This is a genomic window from Pseudomonas sp. EL_65y_Pfl2_R95, assembly GCF_963971045.1.
Lineage (GTDB): Bacteria > Pseudomonadota > Gammaproteobacteria > Pseudomonadales > Pseudomonadaceae > Aquipseudomonas.
This window is the reverse complement of record NZ_CAXAOV010000011.1, coordinates 1-15589: the sequence shown is the minus strand read 5'-3', so window position 1 is coordinate 15589 and position 15589 is coordinate 1. Positions and strand designations below refer to the sequence as shown.

General features: G+C 53.7%; 12 protein-coding genes, 1 tRNA gene and 1 pseudogene. All 14 read right to left on the bottom strand.

The window, feature by feature from the left end:
* The coding region (locus AACY09_RS21900; RefSeq protein WP_339491031.1) for a GTP-binding protein at positions 1-142 on the bottom strand (142 nt) is incomplete at its 3' end.
* Positions 143-172: 30 nt separating this feature from the next.
* Entirely contained in the window at positions 173-2278 is a 2106-nt protein-coding gene (gene fusA, locus AACY09_RS21895) for an elongation factor G (RefSeq protein WP_339491030.1), read from the bottom strand.
* Positions 2279-2311: 33 nt separating this feature from the next.
* Positions 2312-2782 (bottom strand): 30S ribosomal protein S7, encoded by a 471-nt coding sequence (rpsG, locus tag AACY09_RS21890; protein ID WP_010490886.1) that lies wholly within the window; start codon positions 2780-2782, stop codon positions 2312-2314.
* A 123-nt stretch (positions 2783-2905) separates the two neighbouring features.
* Positions 2906-3277, bottom strand: coding sequence for a 30S ribosomal protein S12 (gene rpsL / locus AACY09_RS21885; RefSeq protein WP_003186084.1), 372 nt, complete (start codon positions 3275-3277; stop codon positions 2906-2908).
* 157 nt (positions 3278-3434) lie between these two features.
* Positions 3435-7634, bottom strand: a complete 4200-nt coding sequence (rpoC, locus tag AACY09_RS21880; RefSeq protein ID WP_339491029.1) for a DNA-directed RNA polymerase subunit beta' — start codon at positions 7632-7634, stop codon at positions 3435-3437.
* A 64-nt stretch (positions 7635-7698) separates the two neighbouring features.
* On the bottom strand, positions 7699-11772 hold the full coding sequence (rpoB, locus tag AACY09_RS21875) for a DNA-directed RNA polymerase subunit beta (RefSeq protein WP_339491028.1): 4074 nt from the start codon (positions 11770-11772) through the stop codon (positions 7699-7701).
* A 220-nt stretch (positions 11773-11992) separates the two neighbouring features.
* Positions 11993-12361: a 50S ribosomal protein L7/L12 gene (rplL, locus tag AACY09_RS21870; RefSeq protein ID WP_339491027.1), complete on the bottom strand. Its 369-nt coding sequence runs from the start codon at positions 12359-12361 to the stop codon at positions 11993-11995.
* A gap of 78 nt (positions 12362-12439) precedes the next feature.
* The gene (gene rplJ, locus AACY09_RS21865; RefSeq protein ID WP_339491026.1) at positions 12440-12940 is read right to left on the bottom strand and encodes a 50S ribosomal protein L10; all 501 of its coding nucleotides are present in this window, start codon (positions 12938-12940) and stop codon (positions 12440-12442) included.
* 201 nt (positions 12941-13141) lie between these two features.
* The gene (rplA, locus tag AACY09_RS21860; protein WP_339491025.1) at positions 13142-13837 is read right to left on the bottom strand and encodes a 50S ribosomal protein L1; all 696 of its coding nucleotides are present in this window, start codon (positions 13835-13837) and stop codon (positions 13142-13144) included.
* Positions 13838-14269 (bottom strand): 50S ribosomal protein L11, encoded by a 432-nt coding sequence (gene rplK / locus AACY09_RS21855; protein ID WP_339491024.1) that lies wholly within the window; start codon positions 14267-14269, stop codon positions 13838-13840.
* A 118-nt stretch (positions 14270-14387) separates the two neighbouring features.
* Complete coding sequence (gene nusG / locus AACY09_RS21850; protein WP_339491023.1) at positions 14388-14921, bottom strand: transcription termination/antitermination protein NusG; 534 nt, start codon at positions 14919-14921, stop codon at positions 14388-14390.
* A gap of 9 nt (positions 14922-14930) precedes the next feature.
* Positions 14931-15299 carry a preprotein translocase subunit SecE gene (gene secE / locus AACY09_RS21845; protein WP_339491022.1) on the bottom strand — a complete coding sequence of 123 codons (369 nt, stop codon included), beginning with the start codon at positions 15297-15299 and terminating at the stop codon, positions 14931-14933.
* Between the two features lie 43 nt (positions 15300-15342).
* Positions 15343-15418: transfer RNA gene (locus AACY09_RS21840), tRNA-Trp, on the bottom strand.
* A gap of 53 nt (positions 15419-15471) precedes the next feature.
* Positions 15472-15589, bottom strand: a pseudogene (locus AACY09_RS21835) (elongation factor Tu); the annotation flags it as partial.

Sequence of the window (15589 nt, the reverse complement as noted above, 5' to 3'; positions counted from 1 at the left end):
AGAAATCACGAGCGGAACCGCCCCATGCTTCGGCACAAACGCGAGTCAGTGCTGCAGTCAGGGTAGTTTTACCATGGTCAACGTGGCCGATTGTGCCAACGTTTACGTGTGGTTTTTTACGTTCAAACTTTTCTTTAGCCACGACAATTAACTCCTAGCGTAAAGGGCTGAATCAGCCTTGATTTTTAGTAACAGATTCGACGATGTGCGTCGGAGCTGTATCGTACTTTTTGAATTCCATAGAGTAGCTTGCGCGACCCTGGGACATGGAACGAACGTCGGTCGCATAACCGAACATCTCACCCAGCGGAACCTCAGCGCGAATTACCTTGCCGGACACCGTGTCTTCCATACCCTGGATCATGCCGCGACGACGGTTAAGGTCGCCCATCACATCACCCATATAGTCTTCAGGCGTTACAACCTCTACAGCCATGATCGGCTCGAGCAACTCACCGCCGCCCTTCTGGGCCAGTTGCTTGGTCGCCATGGATGCAGCCACCTTAAACGCCATCTCGTTAGAGTCGACGTCGTGGTACGAACCATCAAACACAGTAGCCTTCAGGCCGATCAGCGGATAGCCGGCAACAACACCGTTCTTCATCTGCTCTTCAATGCCCTTCTGGATAGCCGGGATGTATTCCTTAGGAATAACACCGCCCACTACTTCGTTGACAAACTGCAAGCCTTCCTGACCTTCGTCTGCCGGAGCAAAACGAACCCAGCAATGACCGAATTGGCCACGACCACCAGATTGACGAACGAACTTGCCTTCGATCTCACAGCTCTTGGTGATGCGCTCACGGTACGAAACCTGTGGCTTACCGATGTTGGCTTCGACGTTGAACTCGCGACGCATACGGTCTACGAGAATATCGAGGTGCAACTCGCCCATACCAGAGATGATCGTTTGACCCGTCTCTTCGTCAGTCTTAACGCGGAAAGATGGATCTTCCTGAGCAAGCTTGCCCAGTGCGATACCCATTTTTTCCTGATCGTCCTTGGTCTTAGGCTCAACAGCAACCGAAATAACCGGCTCCGGGAAGTCCATACGAACGAGGATGATTGGCTTGTCAGCGTTGCACAAGGTTTCACCGGTGGTGACGTCCTTCATGCCGATCAAAGCCGCGATATCACCCGCGCGTACTTCTTTGATCTCTTCACGGGCGTTTGCGTGCATTTGCACCATACGACCCACGCGCTCTTTCTTGCCTTTAACCGAGTTGATCACGCCGTCGCCGGAGTTCAACACACCCGAGTAAACGCGAACGAAGGTCAAGGTACCCACGAACGGGTCAGTCGCGATCTTGAACGCCAGTGCCGAGAACGGCTCAGCGTCATCTGCATGGCGCTCCATTTCTTTTTCCTCGTCATCCGGGTCAGTACCCTTGATGGCAGGAATATCGCTAGGCGCAGGCAGATAGTCGATAACGGCATCGAGAACCAGGGGAACACCCTTGTTCTTGAACGAAGAACCGCAAACAGCCAAGACGATTTCGCCAGCGATAGTACGCTGACGCAGAGCTGCTTTGATTTCGTCGTTGGTGAGTTCTTCACCTTCGAGGTACTTGTTCATCAGCTCTTCACTGGCTTCAGCAGCAGCTTCTACCATGTTGCCACGCCACTCTTCAGCCAACTCCAGCATATCTGCAGGAATAGCCTCACGACGTGGAACCATGCCGCGGTCAGCCTCGTCCCAGTAAACAGCTTCCATGGCCATCAGATCAATCTGACCCTGGAAGTTGTCTTCGGAACCGATAGCCAACTGGATCGGCACCGGAGTGTGACCCAAACGCTGCTTGATCTGAGCGATAACGCGCAGGAAGTTAGCACCCGCACGGTCCATCTTGTTGACATAAACAAGACGTGGAACGCCGTACTTGTTGGCTTGACGCCATACGGTTTCCGACTGCGGCTCAACACCTGAAGTACCACAGAACACAACGACCGCGCCATCGAGTACGCGCAAAGAGCGCTCTACTTCAATGGTGAAGTCAACGTGGCCCGGGGTGTCAATGACGTTGAAACGGTGCTCATGAGAGTACTGCTTGACAGAACCCTTCCAGAACGCAGTGATAGCAGCAGAAGTAATGGTAATACCACGCTCCTGCTCCTGAACCATCCAGTCTGTGGTCGCGGCGCCGTCATGCACCTCGCCCATTTTGTGACTTTTGCCTGTGTAAAACAGGACCCGCTCAGTCGTAGTGGTTTTGCCGGCATCAACGTGCGCGACAATACCAATGTTACGGTAGCGGCTAATCGGAGTAGTACGAGCCATAAAGCCCTCGCAAAGTTTAGAAGCGCTAGAAAATTAGAAGCGGTAGTGCGAGAAAGCCTTGTTGGCTTCAGCCATACGGTGCACGTCTTCACGCTTCTTAACTGCAGCACCCTTGCCTTCGGCAGCATCCAACAGCTCGCCAGCTAAACGCAGAGCCATAGACTTCTCGCCACGCTTACGGGCGAAATCTACCAGCCAGCGCATGGCAAGAGCATTACGACGGGAAGGACGTACTTCAACAGGAACCTGGTAAGTAGCACCACCAACGCGGCGCGACTTCACTTCGACCAGCGGAGCGATGGCGTCGAGAGCTTTCTCGAAGATCTCCAGGGGATCGCTGTTCTTACGTTCTTTAACCTTGTCCAGCGCGCCATAAACGATACGCTCGGCAACGGCTTTCTTGCCGCTTTCCATTACGTGGTTCATGAACTTGGCCAGAATTTGGCTTCCGTATTTTGGATCATCAAGCACTTCGCGCTTGGCTGCTACACGACGTCTTGGCATGTGATAAGCCCTCAAACGGTCTTCAGGTTAGCTCGGGACCGCAAATGCGCCCGACCTTACTCTTATCGACTCAAATAAATAGATAACTGCAATTTAGTGAACTGTCCCATTACTGGGGCGCGATCACTTAGGACGCTTAGTACCGTACTTCGAACGACCCTGGTTACGACCTTTAACACCGGAAGTATCCAAAGAACCGCGAACGGTGTGGTAGCGAACACCCGGAAGGTCTTTTACACGACCGCCACGGATCAGAACAACGCTGTGCTCTTGCAGGTTGTGACCTTCACCACCGATGTACGAAGAAACTTCGAAACCGTTGGTCAGGCGAACACGGCAAACTTTACGCAAAGCCGAGTTAGGTTTTTTCGGCGTAGTGGTATACACGCGAGTGCATACGCCACGACGTTGCGGGCAGTTCTGCAGCGCAGGCACGTCGGATTTCTCGACGATACGCTTACGCGGCTGACGTACCAGCTGGTTAATAGTTGCCATCTTTAGCTCCACTGTTGTCTTTCGACGCTATTGCTTTTCAAACAAAGCAAAATGGCAGAGCAACATGCCCTGCCAAATTTAGGGGTGCATGAGTCTAAAGAGACTCAGCTTCCCAGTCAAGATGCAACCCCGCCGCATTCGCGGCGGGATTACGCTCTTAATTTCCGCTGAAGTTCAACGCTTCGGTCAGTGCAGCTTCCACTTCACTGGCGCTAACGCGCGTTGGTTTGTCAATTTCACGCTTGCGCTTACGCTCGCTGTGGTACGCCAAACCAGTACCGGCCGGGATCAAACGACCCACAACCACGTTTTCCTTCAGGCCGCGCAGGTAGTCGCGCTTACCAGTAACCGCCGCCTCGGTAAGAACGCGAGTGGTTTCCTGGAACGATGCTGCCGAGATGAACGATTCAGTCGACAACGACGCCTTGGTGATACCCAGCAATACGCGGGTGTACTTGGAGACGAACTTGTCGGCTGCTGCCAGACGCTCGTTCTCACCCAGTACCGCGGTCAACTCCATCTGGTCGCCCTTGATGAAGGTTGAATCGCCGGATTCAGCCACTTCAACTTTACGCAGCATCTGACGCAGGATGGTCTCGATGTGCTTATCGTTGATCTTCACGCCCTGCAGACGGTAAACGTCTTGGATCTCGTTAACGATGTACTTAGCCAACGCGCTTACACCCAACAGACGCAGGATGTCGTGCGGATCGCTCGGGCCGTCGGAGATAACTTCACCCTTGTTGACCTGTTCACCTTCGAACACGTTCAGGTGACGCCACTTCGGAATCAGCTCTTCGTACGGATCGCTACCGTCGGTTGGTGTAATCACCAGACGACGCTTGCCTTTGGTTTCTTTACCGAAGGAGATGGTGCCGCTGATCTCCGCCAGAATCGAAGCTTCTTTCGGACGACGCGCTTCGAACAAGTCGGCAACGCGTGGCAGACCACCGGTGATGTCACGGGTTTTCGATGTTTCTTGCGGGATACGAGCGATTACATCACCCACGCCCACTTGCACACCATCCGCTACACCGACCAAGGCGTTAGCTGGCAAGAAGTACTGAGCCGGTACGTCGGTACCTGGCAACAGCAAGTCTTTACCGTCAACACCCACCATCTTCACTGCTGGGCGAATATCTTTGCCGGCAGCTGGACGGTCTTTCGGATCCAGAACTTCAATGTTGGTCAAACCGGTCAATTCGTCAGTCTGACGCTTGATCGTGATGCCTTCTTCCATACCAACGAAGGTCACAGTACCTTTCATCTCGGTAACGATTGGGTGAGTGTGCGGATCCCATTTGGCGACGATTGCGCCCGGCTCCACTTTGTCACCTTCCTTAACCGAGATCACAGCACCGTAAGGCAGCTTGTAACGCTCGCGCTCGCGACCGAACTCGTCAGCCATTGCCAACTCACCGGAACGCGATACCGCGACCAGTGCGCCGTCCAGACGCTCTACGTGCTTCAAGTTATGCAGACGAACAGTACCGCCATTCTTAACCTGAACGCTGTCAGCAGCCGAGGTCCGGCTAGCCGCACCACCGATGTGGAACGTACGCATGGTCAGCTGAGTACCTGGCTCACCGATCGACTGAGCAGCGATAACGCCGACAGCTTCACCGATGTTGATCTGGTGACCACGTGCAAGGTCACGACCGTAACACTTGGCGCAGATGCCGTAGCGGGTTTCACAGGTGATTGGCGAACGCACGACAACTTCGTCGATGCTGTTCAGTTCAATGAACTCAACCCACTGTTCGTCAACCAAGGTACCGGCTGGAACGATGACGTCTTCGGTGCCTGGCTTGAATACGTCATTGGCGATTACTCGGCCCAATACGCGCTCACCCAACGGCTCAACTACATCACCGCCTTCAATGTGCGGCGTCATGAACAAGCCGCGCTCGGTGCCGCAATCGATCTCAGTCACTACCAGATCCTGAGCAACGTCAACCAGACGACGCGTCAGATAACCGGAGTTAGCTGTTTTCAGTGCGGTATCCGCCAAACCTTTACGAGCACCGTGAGTCGAGATGAAGTACTGAAGTACGCTCAAACCTTCTCGGAAGTTCGCAGTAATCGGCGTTTCGATGATCGAGCCGTCTGGCTTGGCCATCAGACCACGCATACCAGCGAGCTGACGGATCTGCGCAGCAGAACCCCGCGCACCGGAGTCGGCCATCATGTACATCGAGTTGAAGGACTCTTGATCAACAGTCTTGCCGTCGCGGTCGACTACTTTCTCTTTCGAGAGGTTCGCCATCATCGCTTTGGAGACTTCGTCGTTGGCCTTCGACCACAAGTCGATCACCTTGTTGTACTTCTCGCCCTGAGTTACCAGGCCCGATGCGTACTGGCTTTCGATCTCTTTAACTTCTTCGGTTGCGGCGTCGATGATGCGAACTTTTTCATCAGGGATAACGAAGTCGTTAACACCAATGGAAACGCCCGAGATCGTCGAGTATGCGAAACCGGTGTACATCAGCTGGTCAGCGAAGATTACGGTGTCTTTCAAGCCAACGGTGCGGTAGCACTGGTTGATCAGCTTGGAGATCGCCTTCTTCTTCATCGAGTGGTTGACCACGTCATACGACAGGCCGTCCGGCACGATCTGGAACAGCAGCGCACGGCCGACAGTGGTGTCGACGATGCGGGTGTTTTTGGTGATGCTGCCATCGCGGTCTTTGATGACCTCGTTGATACGCACCTTGACACGGGCGTGCAGAGACGCCTGACCACCACGGAATACGCGGTCAACTTCTTGCAGGTCAGCGAATACGCGGCCTTCGCCTTTGGCGTTGGTCGCTTCACGGGTCATGTAGTACAGACCCAGTACAACGTCCTGCGACGGAACGATGATTGGCTCACCGTTGGCTGGCGACAGAATGTTGTTGGTCGACATCATCAACGCACGCGCTTCAAGCTGGGCTTCCAGCGTCAGCGGTACGTGAACAGCCATCTGGTCACCGTCGAAGTCGGCGTTGTAGGCCGCACAAACCAACGGGTGCAGCTGGATTGCCTTACCTTCGATCAGAACCGGTTCAAACGCCTGGATACCCAAACGGTGAAGGGTCGGTGCACGGTTGAGAAGCACTGGGTGTTCGCGAATGACTTCAGCGAGAACGTCCCACACTTCCGGCAACTCACGCTCAACCATCTTCTTGGCAGCTTTGATGGTAGTCGCCAGACCACGCATTTCTAGCTTGCCGAAAATGAACGGCTTGAACAGCTCGAGGGCCATTTTCTTCGGCAGACCGCACTGGTGCAGACGCAGGGTTGGACCCACGGTAATTACCGAACGACCGGAGTAGTCAACGCGCTTACCGAGCAAGTTCTGACGGAAACGACCTTGCTTACCCTTGATCATGTCAGCCAAGGATTTCAGCGGACGCTTGTTCGAGCCAGTGATGGCGCGACCGCGACGGCCGTTGTCGAGCAATGCGTCAACCGCTTCTTGCAGCATGCGCTTTTCGTTACGCACGATGATATCGGGCGCAGACAGGTCAAGCAGACGCTTCAGACGGTTGTTACGGTTGATAACGCGACGATACAGATCGTTCAGGTCAGAGGTCGCGAAACGACCACCGTCCAGCGGTACCAATGGACGCAGATCTGGCGGCAGAACCGGCAGAACGGTCAATACCATCCACTCTGGCAAGTTGCCGGAGCCCAGGAAGGCTTCCATCAACTTCAGACGCTTGGACAGCTTCTTGATTTTGGTTTCCGAGTTGGTTTGCGGAATTTCTTCGCGCAGGCGGCCAATCTCGTGTTCCAGGTCGATAGCGTGCAACAGCTCGCGAACAGCCTCGGCGCCCATACGTGCGTCGAAGTCATCACCGAACTCTTCCAGTGCTTCGAAATACTGCTCATCGTTCAGCAGCTGACCTTTTTCAAGGGTGGTCATGCCTGGATCGATAACGACATAGCTCTCGAAATAGAGAACGCGTTCGATATCACGCAGGGTCATGTCCATCAGCAAGCCGATGCGGCTTGGCAGGGACTTCAGGAACCAGATGTGAGCAACTGGAGAAGCCAGTTCGATGTGAGCCATACGCTCACGACGAACTTTCGCCAGTGCAACTTCAACGCCGCACTTCTCACAGATCACACCACGGTGCTTGAGGCGCTTGTACTTACCGCACAGGCACTCGTAATCCTTTACCGGGCCAAAGATTTTGGCGCAGAACAGGCCGTCACGCTCTGGTTTGAACGTACGGTAGTTGATGGTTTCCGGCTTTTTAACTTCACCGAACGACCACGAACGGATCATCTCAGGCGATGCCAACCCAATACGGATGGCGTCGAACTCTTCGACTTGACCCTGGTTTTTCAGCAAATTCAGTAGGTCTTTCAAGGCCTTTCCTCCTGGCGGAGCTGGCGATGGAGCAAAGTGCTCCACCGCCGATTCGCGTCACGTGTTATTCGGTTTCCAGATCGATGTCGATACCGAGCGAACGGATCTCTTTGATCAGTACGTTGAAGGACTCAGGCATGCCTGGCTCCATACGGTGATCGCCGTCAACGATGTTTTTGTACATCTTGGTACGGCCGTTCACGTCGTCCGACTTCACGGTCAGCATTTCTTGCAATGTGTAAGCGGCGCCATAGGCTTCCAACGCCCAGACCTCCATCTCACCGAAGCGCTGACCACCGAACTGCGCCTTACCACCCAGCGGCTGCTGAGTAACCAGGCTATAGGAACCAGTGGAACGCGCGTGCATCTTGTCGTCCACCAGGTGGTTCAGTTTCAACATGTACATGTAGCCGACAGTGGTTTCGCGCTCGAACTGGTTACCCGTACGACCGTCGATCAAGCGCATCTGGCCGCTTTCTGGCAAATCTGCCAGTTTCAGCATGGCCTTGATTTCGCTTTCTTTAGCACCGTCGAATACTGGAGTGGCCATTGGCACACCGCCACGCAGGTTCTTCGCCAGATCAGTAATTTCCTGATCGCTGAACTCGTCAAGGCTTTCCTGACGGCCACCGATCTCGTTATAGATCTGCTGCAAGAACTTACGCAGTTCAGCGATCTTGCGCTGCTCTTCAAGCATGCGGTTGATCTTCTCGCCCAAACCTTTGGCCGCGAGACCAAGGTGAGTTTCGAGAATCTGACCCACGTTCATACGTGATGGAACACCCAGCGGGTTAAGTACGATGTCGACCGGCGTACCGTGTACGTCGTGCGGCATGTCTTCAACCGGCATGATGACCGACACCACACCTTTGTTACCGTGACGACCAGCCATCTTGTCACCCGGCTGGATGCGACGGCGGATTGCCAGGTAAACCTTAACGATTTTCAGCACGCCTGGAGCCAGGTCATCGCCCTGCTGCAGTTTGCGCTTCTTGTCTTCGAACTTGTCGTCGAGCAGCTGACGACGGTCAGAAATATAGGCCTGGGCCTTTTCCAACTGTTCGTTCAGGGCATCGTCAGCCATGCGCAGCTTGAACCACTGGCCACGCTCAAGACCGTCAAGGAACTCGTCAGTCAGCTCTGCGCCCTTCTTCAGGCCAGCACCGCCTTCAACTACCTTGCCAACCAGAGCCGAACGCAGACGTTCGAAGGTTGCACCTTCAACAATGCGGAACTCTTCGTTGAGGTCCTTACGGATCTCGTCAAGCTGAGTCTTCTCGATCGACAGTGCGCGCGCATCGCGCTCAACGCCGTCACGGGTGAAGACCTGTACGTCAATGACCGTACCTTTGGTGCCAGTTGGCACACGCAGGGAAGTGTCTTTAACGTCAGACGCTTTTTCACCGAAGATCGCACGCAACAGCTTCTCTTCTGGAGTCAGCTGGGTTTCGCCCTTAGGCGTCACTTTACCCACCAGAATGTCGCCAGGACCTACTTCAGCGCCGACATACACGATGCCTGCTTCGTCCAACTTGTTCAGAGCAGCTTCACCAACGTTCGGGATATCCGAGGAGATCTCCTCAGGCCCAAGCTTGGTGTCACGGGCCACACAGGTCAGTTCCTGAATGTGGATCGTGGTGAATCGATCTTCTTGAACCACGCGCTCCGAGAGGAGGATGGAGTCTTCGAAGTTGTAACCGTTCCATGGCATGAATGCCACGCGCATGTTCTGACCAAGAGCCAGTTCACCCATGTCGGTCGACGGGCCGTCAGCCATGATGTCGCTACGCTTGACCTTGTCACCTTTGCTCACCAGCGGACGCTGGTTGATGCAAGTGTTCTGGTTGGAACGGGTGTATTTGGTCAGGTTGTAGATATCAACACCGGCTTCACCGGTTTCTACTTCGTCGTCGTTCACACGAACAACGATACGGCTCGCATCAACCGAGTCGATCACACCACCACGACGTGCAACAACGCAAACACCGGAGTCACGCGCTACGTTGCGCTCCATGCCGGTACCCACGAGCGGCTTGTCCGAACGCAGTGTCGGAACAGCCTGACGCTGCATGTTCGAACCCATCAACGCACGGTTGGCGTCGTCGTGCTCGAGGAATGGGATCAACGAAGCTGCAACCGAAACTACCTGCTTCGGCGAGACGTCCATCAGCGTTACGTCTTCAGGTGCTTTAACGGTGAATTCATTGAGGTGACGTACTGCCACCAATTCATCGATCAGCTGACCTTTGTCGTTCATCAGAGCCGAAGCCTGGGCGATCACGTGATCGGCCTCTTCGATTGCTGAAAGGAACACGATCTCGTCGGTTACCAGCGTGTCTTTCACCACACGATACGGGCTCTCAAGGAAACCGTACTGGTTGGTGCGCGCATAGGCAGCCAGGGAGTTGATCAGACCAATGTTCGGACCTTCCGGGGTCTCAATCGGGCACACACGGCCGTAGTGAGTCGGGTGTACGTCACGAACTTCGAAGCCTGCACGCTCACGGGTCAAACCGCCCGGGCCGAGTGCAGAGACACGACGCTTGTGCGTAATCTCGGACAGCGGGTTGTTCTGATCCATAAACTGCGAGAGCTGGCTGGAACCGAAGAACTCTTTGACCGCAGCAGCCACTGGCTTGGCGTTGATCAGGTCCTGCGGCATCAAGCCTTCGCTTTCAGCCATCGACAGACGTTCTTTAACTGCACGCTCAACACGTACCAGACCTACACGGAACTGGTTCTCAGCCATTTCGCCGACGCAACGTACGCGACGGTTACCGAGGTGGTCGATGTCATCGACGATGCCTTTGCCATTGCGGATATCAACCAAAGTCTTGAGGACTTCAACGATATCTTCTTTGCTCAACACACCCGAACCTTCGATCTCGGTACGACCGATACGACGGTTGAACTTCATGCGACCTACAGCCGACAGATCATAACGCTCTGGGCTGAAGAACAAGTTGTTGAACAGCGTCTCGGCAGCATCCTTGGTTGGCGGCTCGCCTGGACGCATCATGCGATAGATTTCAACCAACGCTTCCAATTGGTTGGTGGTCGAATCAATCTTCAGAGTGTCAGAGATAAACGGACCGCAATCGATGTCGTTGGTGTACAAGGTTTCGATGCGTACAACCTGCGCCTTAACAACCTTGGCGAGGATTTCAACGTTCAGCTCGGTGTTGCACTCAGCGATGATTTCGCCAGTTGCCGGATGCACGATTGCCTTGGCGCTGGTACGGCCAATCAGGTAATCGATAGGAACTTCAAGTTCCTTGATGCCGGCTTTGTCCAACTGGTTGATGTGGCGCGCAGTAATACGGCGGCCTTGCTCAACGATGACCTTACCCTTCTCGTCTTTAATATCGAGAACAGCAATTTCACCACGCAGACGATGTGGCACCAGTTCCAGGTTCAGGGTTTCGCCCTTAACATGGAAAACGTTGGTGACATAGAACGCGTCAAGCATCTCTTCAGTGCTGTAACCCAGCGCGCGCAGCAGTACTGAAGCCGGCAACTTACGGCGACGGTCGATACGTACGAATACGGCGTCTTTCGGGTCGAATTCGAAGTCGAGCCAAGAGCCACGGTAAGGAATCACGCGAGCCGAATACAGCAACTTGCCAGAGCTATGCGTCTTGCCGCGGTCGTGGTCAAAGAACACGCCTGGCGAACGGTGCAACTGGGAAACGATGACACGCTCGGTACCGTTGATAACGAAGGTACCGTTCTCGGTCATCAGGGGGATTTCCCCCATGTAAACTTCTTGCTCTTTAATGTCCTTGATCGCTTTGTTCGACGATTCTTTGTCGAAAATGATCAAACGGACTTTTACCCGCAGCGGCACGGCATAAGTTACGCCACGAAGGACGCACTCTTTGACGTCAAAAGCCGGTTCACCCAGGCGATAACCGACGTATTCCAGGGCAGCATTGCCGGAATAGCTGATAATCGGGAAAACGGACTTAAAGGCGGCATGGAGGCCGATATCGCGAAACTTATCTTTAGTCGCTCCCGCCTGCAGGAATTCGCGGTACGAATCCAGCTGGATGGCCAGGAGATAAGGCACATCCATAACATCCGGCAACTTGCTAAAGTCCTTGCGGATACGTTTTTTCTCAGTATATGAGTAAGCCATCAGCGTTCCCCAGCTTGGTCACCTGCTTATTTGGCCTCTCCGACGGGAGCAGCCAGAAACTCTTGCAAACCCCTTTGGTTTGCGCCACCACAACGGGTGGGGTTTTCCTGCCCCAGGCTAGCTGCACAAGCGCCAACCTGGAACGGAAAAAGGCCGGTGGCAAAGCCACCAGCCATCAGCCTTAAGCGAGTCGCTCAGACTGTGTACGCAAAGTCGTCGCTTACTTAAGCTCGACTTTAGCGCCTGCTTCTTCCAGAACTTTCTTAGCAGCTTCGGCTTCTTCTTTCGAAGCGCCTTCTTTAACAACGCCAGGAGCGCTGTCAACAACTGCCTTGGCTTCTTTCAAACCCAGACCAGTCAGTTCACGAACTGCTTTAATTACGTTTACTTTCTTCTCGCCAGCTTCAAGCAGAACGATGTTGAACTCGGTCTGTTCTTCAGCAGCGGCAGCAGCTGGGCCAGCAGCTGGGCCAGCAGCGGCAGCAGCGCTAACGCCGAACTTCTCTTCCATAGCGGTGATCAGTTCTACAACCTGCATCACAGACATTTCGGATACGGCGTTGATGATGTCTTCGTTAGTCAGAGCCATGACTCTAATTTCCTGTATTGGGGGACAGCCTTCGCGGCTATCAAATAAACAAAAATGATCGAAAGAGTACGCAGTGCCTTAGGCAGCAGCAGATTCTTTCTGGTCACGAACAGCTGCCAAAGTACGAACGAACTTGCTGGTAGCGCCTTGAATCACGCTCATCAGCTGAGAAATCGCTTCGTCGTAGGTCGGCAAGCTTGCCAGTACGTCGATCTGGTTGGCTGCGATCAGCTTTCCTTCAAACGCAGCAGCTTTGATCTCGAACTTGTCCTGACCCTTGGCGAAATCTTTGAAAATGCGAGCAGCAGCGCCCGGATGTTCATTAGAAAACGCAATCAGGGTTGGGCCAGTAAAGACGTCGTTGAGCACTTCATAGGAAGTACCTTCAACAGCGCGACGAAGCAGAGTGTTACGTACAACCTTAACGTAAACACCTGATTCACGAGCTTCTTTACGGAGTCCGGTCATTGCAGCTACGGTCACGCCACGGGCATCAGCCACGACAGCGGACAGGGCAGCTTGGGCAGCCTCGTTGACTTCAGCGACGATGGCCTTCTTGTCTTCGAGTTTAATTGCCACGGGTAAAACTCCTGCTTGTTACCGTTTCATCTGGCCTGAGCCGGATGTCGTTTTGGTGTCTGATTCGGTAAAGAACCGGGAGCACCATCTGCGTAGGTTTTCCTGTTTAAGGCTTTCACCACCTACGGTCTTGGATAGCCCCCGCCAGGCAGGGACCCCAATTTTTGCAAGCGGACATGAAACTCATGCCCGCTGTATTCCTTATGCGTCGAGCGAAGCCTGATCAATGATCAAACCAGGACCCATGGTAGTGCTCAGGGTCACACGCTTAACGTAGATACCTTTAGAAGTCGATGGCTTCAAACGCTTAAGGTCTGAAATCAGAGCCTCAACGTTCTGCTTCAACTTCTCGGCGTCAAAACCAACCTTGCCGACGGAACCGTGGATGATGCCGTTCTTGTCAGTACGGAAACGCACTTGACCCGCTTTGGCATTCTTCACAGCAGTTGCTACGTCAGGGGTAACAGTACCGACCTTTGGGTTAGGCATCAGGCCACGAGGACCGAGCACTTGACCCAACTGACCCACAACACGCATTGCATCAGGGGATGCAATAACGACGTCATAGTTCAGGTCGCCGCCTTTCATTTCAGCAGCCAGATCATCCATACCAACGCGGTCAGCGCCGGCAGCCAGAGCAGCTTCAGCAGCTGGACCCTGAGTGAATACTGCAACGCGCACAGATTTGCCCGAGCCGTTTGGCAGCACAGTAGCGCCACGAACAACCTGGTCAGATTTACGCGGGTCAACGCCCAAGTTCACGGCGATGTCTACCGACTCGGAGAACTTGACAGCCGAAATTTCGGCCAGAAGTGCGGCAGCTTCGTTGAAGTTGTAAGCCTTGCCAGCTTCAATCTTCTCAGCAATTGCCTTTTGACGCTTAGTCAGCTTAGCCATTTACACACCCTCCACGTTGAGGCCCATGCTGCGTGCGGAGCCAGCGATAGTACGTACGCCTGCATCCAGGTCAGCGGCAGTCAGATCAGCTTGTTTAGCTTTAACGATCTCTTCCAGCTGAGCACGAGTCACGGTGCCAACTTTAACGGTGTTCGGACGCGCAGAACCGCTGGTCAAGCCAGCTGCTTTCTTCAACAGAACCGAAGCCGGGGTGCTTTTGGTTTCAAAGGTGAAGCTACGGTCGCTGTAAACAGTGATGATCACTGGAGTCGGCAGACCTGGCTCTTGGCCTTGAGTCTTGGCGTTGAACGCCTTGCAGAATTCCATGATGTTAACACCGTGCTGACCCAATGCCGGACCTACCGGTGGCGAAGGGTTAGCTTGACCTGCCTTTACCTGCAGCTTGATATAAGCCGTAATTTTCTTAGCCATGAGCTACTCCAATATTGGGTTCAAGCGCCTTTATGGCTCCCCAGTTACTTACACGTTTATCCCAGTGACGACAAAACCCCGCAGTCGATAACTGCGGGGTAAGGGATGCTTATGTCAACTATGCCTTTTCGACCTGACTGAACTCCAGCTCTACCGGTGTAGAGCGGCCGAAGATGGTAACTGCCACCTGAACACGACTCTTTTCATAGTTAACTTCTTCGACGACACCACTGAAATCAGCGAATGGGCCATCGATGACACGGATCATTTCGCCTGGCTCGAACAGCGTCTTAGGCTTAGGCTTATCACCGCTATCCGCGACGCGACGCAAGATCGCCTCCGCTTCTTTGTCAGTGATCGGGGCCGGCTTATCAGCCGTACCACCAATAAAGCCCATGACACGTGGCGTATCTTTCACCAAGTGCCAAGTACCTTCGCTCATGTCCATCTGAACCAGAACATAACCAGGGAAGAACTTGCGCTCGCTCTTACGCTTCTGACCATTGCGCATCTCGACCACTTCTTCAGTAGGCACGAGAATTTCACCAAAGCCATCTTCCATACCAGCGAGTTTTATACGCTCGATCAACGAACGCATAACATGCTTCTCGTAACCCGAGTAAGCATGCACGACGTACCAACGCTTAGCCACGGGACACCCTTAGCCGACAATCAACGAAACAGTCCAGCCGAGCAGGGAGTCTAATCCCCACAACAACAGAGCCATTACCAAAACAACAGCCACAACAATTAACGTGGTCTGCGTGGTTTCCTGACGCGTTGGCCAGACAACTTTACGAATTTCGACACGCGCTTCTTTCACCAACACAAAAAAGGCTTGGCCTTTAGCGGTTTGCATCGCAACAACACCAGCAAGCACAGCAACAACCAGCAGAGCCAGCACACGATACAGAATCGGCTCAGCTGCGAAGTACTGATTACCAACCACGCCAACTACTACAAGAGCAGCAACAACCAGCCACTTGAGCAGGTCAAAGCGAGTTTCTTTGGCTTCAGCCTTTGCATTCATTTACGAGGATCCTGTTAAAAGACGCGCCAAATTCATTAGAAAATGGCAGGTCAGGAGGGAATCGAACCCCCAACCTACGGTTTTGGAGACCGTCGCTCTGCCAATTGAGCTACTGACCTAGAACAAAATTAGGCCGACCATTATGTCGGCCTAAGAGGGACAAATCAACCGATTACTCGATGATCTTGGCAACTACACCAGCACCAACGGTACGGCCGCCTTCGCGAATCGCGAAACGCAGACCATCTTCCATGGCGATTGGAGCAATCAGGGTAACAACCATTTTGATG

Coding starts and splice junctions, on each gene's coding strand:
- rpsL (WP_003186084.1), bottom strand. CDS start 3,277: ATGGCAACTATTAACCAGCTGGTACGTCAGCCGCGTAAGCGTATCGTC.
- rplL (WP_339491027.1), bottom strand. CDS start 12,361: ATGGCTCTGACTAACGAAGACATCATCAACGCCGTATCCGAAATGTCT.
- rplA (WP_339491025.1), bottom strand. CDS start 13,837: ATGGCTAAGCTGACTAAGCGTCAAAAGGCAATTGCTGAGAAGATTGAA.
- rplK (WP_339491024.1), bottom strand. CDS start 14,269: ATGGCTAAGAAAATTACGGCTTATATCAAGCTGCAGGTAAAGGCAGGT.
- secE (WP_339491022.1), bottom strand. CDS start 15,299: ATGAATGCAAAGGCTGAAGCCAAAGAAACTCGCTTTGACCTGCTCAAG.
- rpsG (WP_010490886.1), bottom strand. CDS start 2,782: ATGCCAAGACGTCGTGTAGCAGCCAAGCGCGAAGTGCTTGATGATCCA.
- rpoB (WP_339491028.1), bottom strand. CDS start 11,772: ATGGCTTACTCATATACTGAGAAAAAACGTATCCGCAAGGACTTTAGC.
- fusA (WP_339491030.1), bottom strand. CDS start 2,278: ATGGCTCGTACTACTCCGATTAGCCGCTACCGTAACATTGGTATTGTC.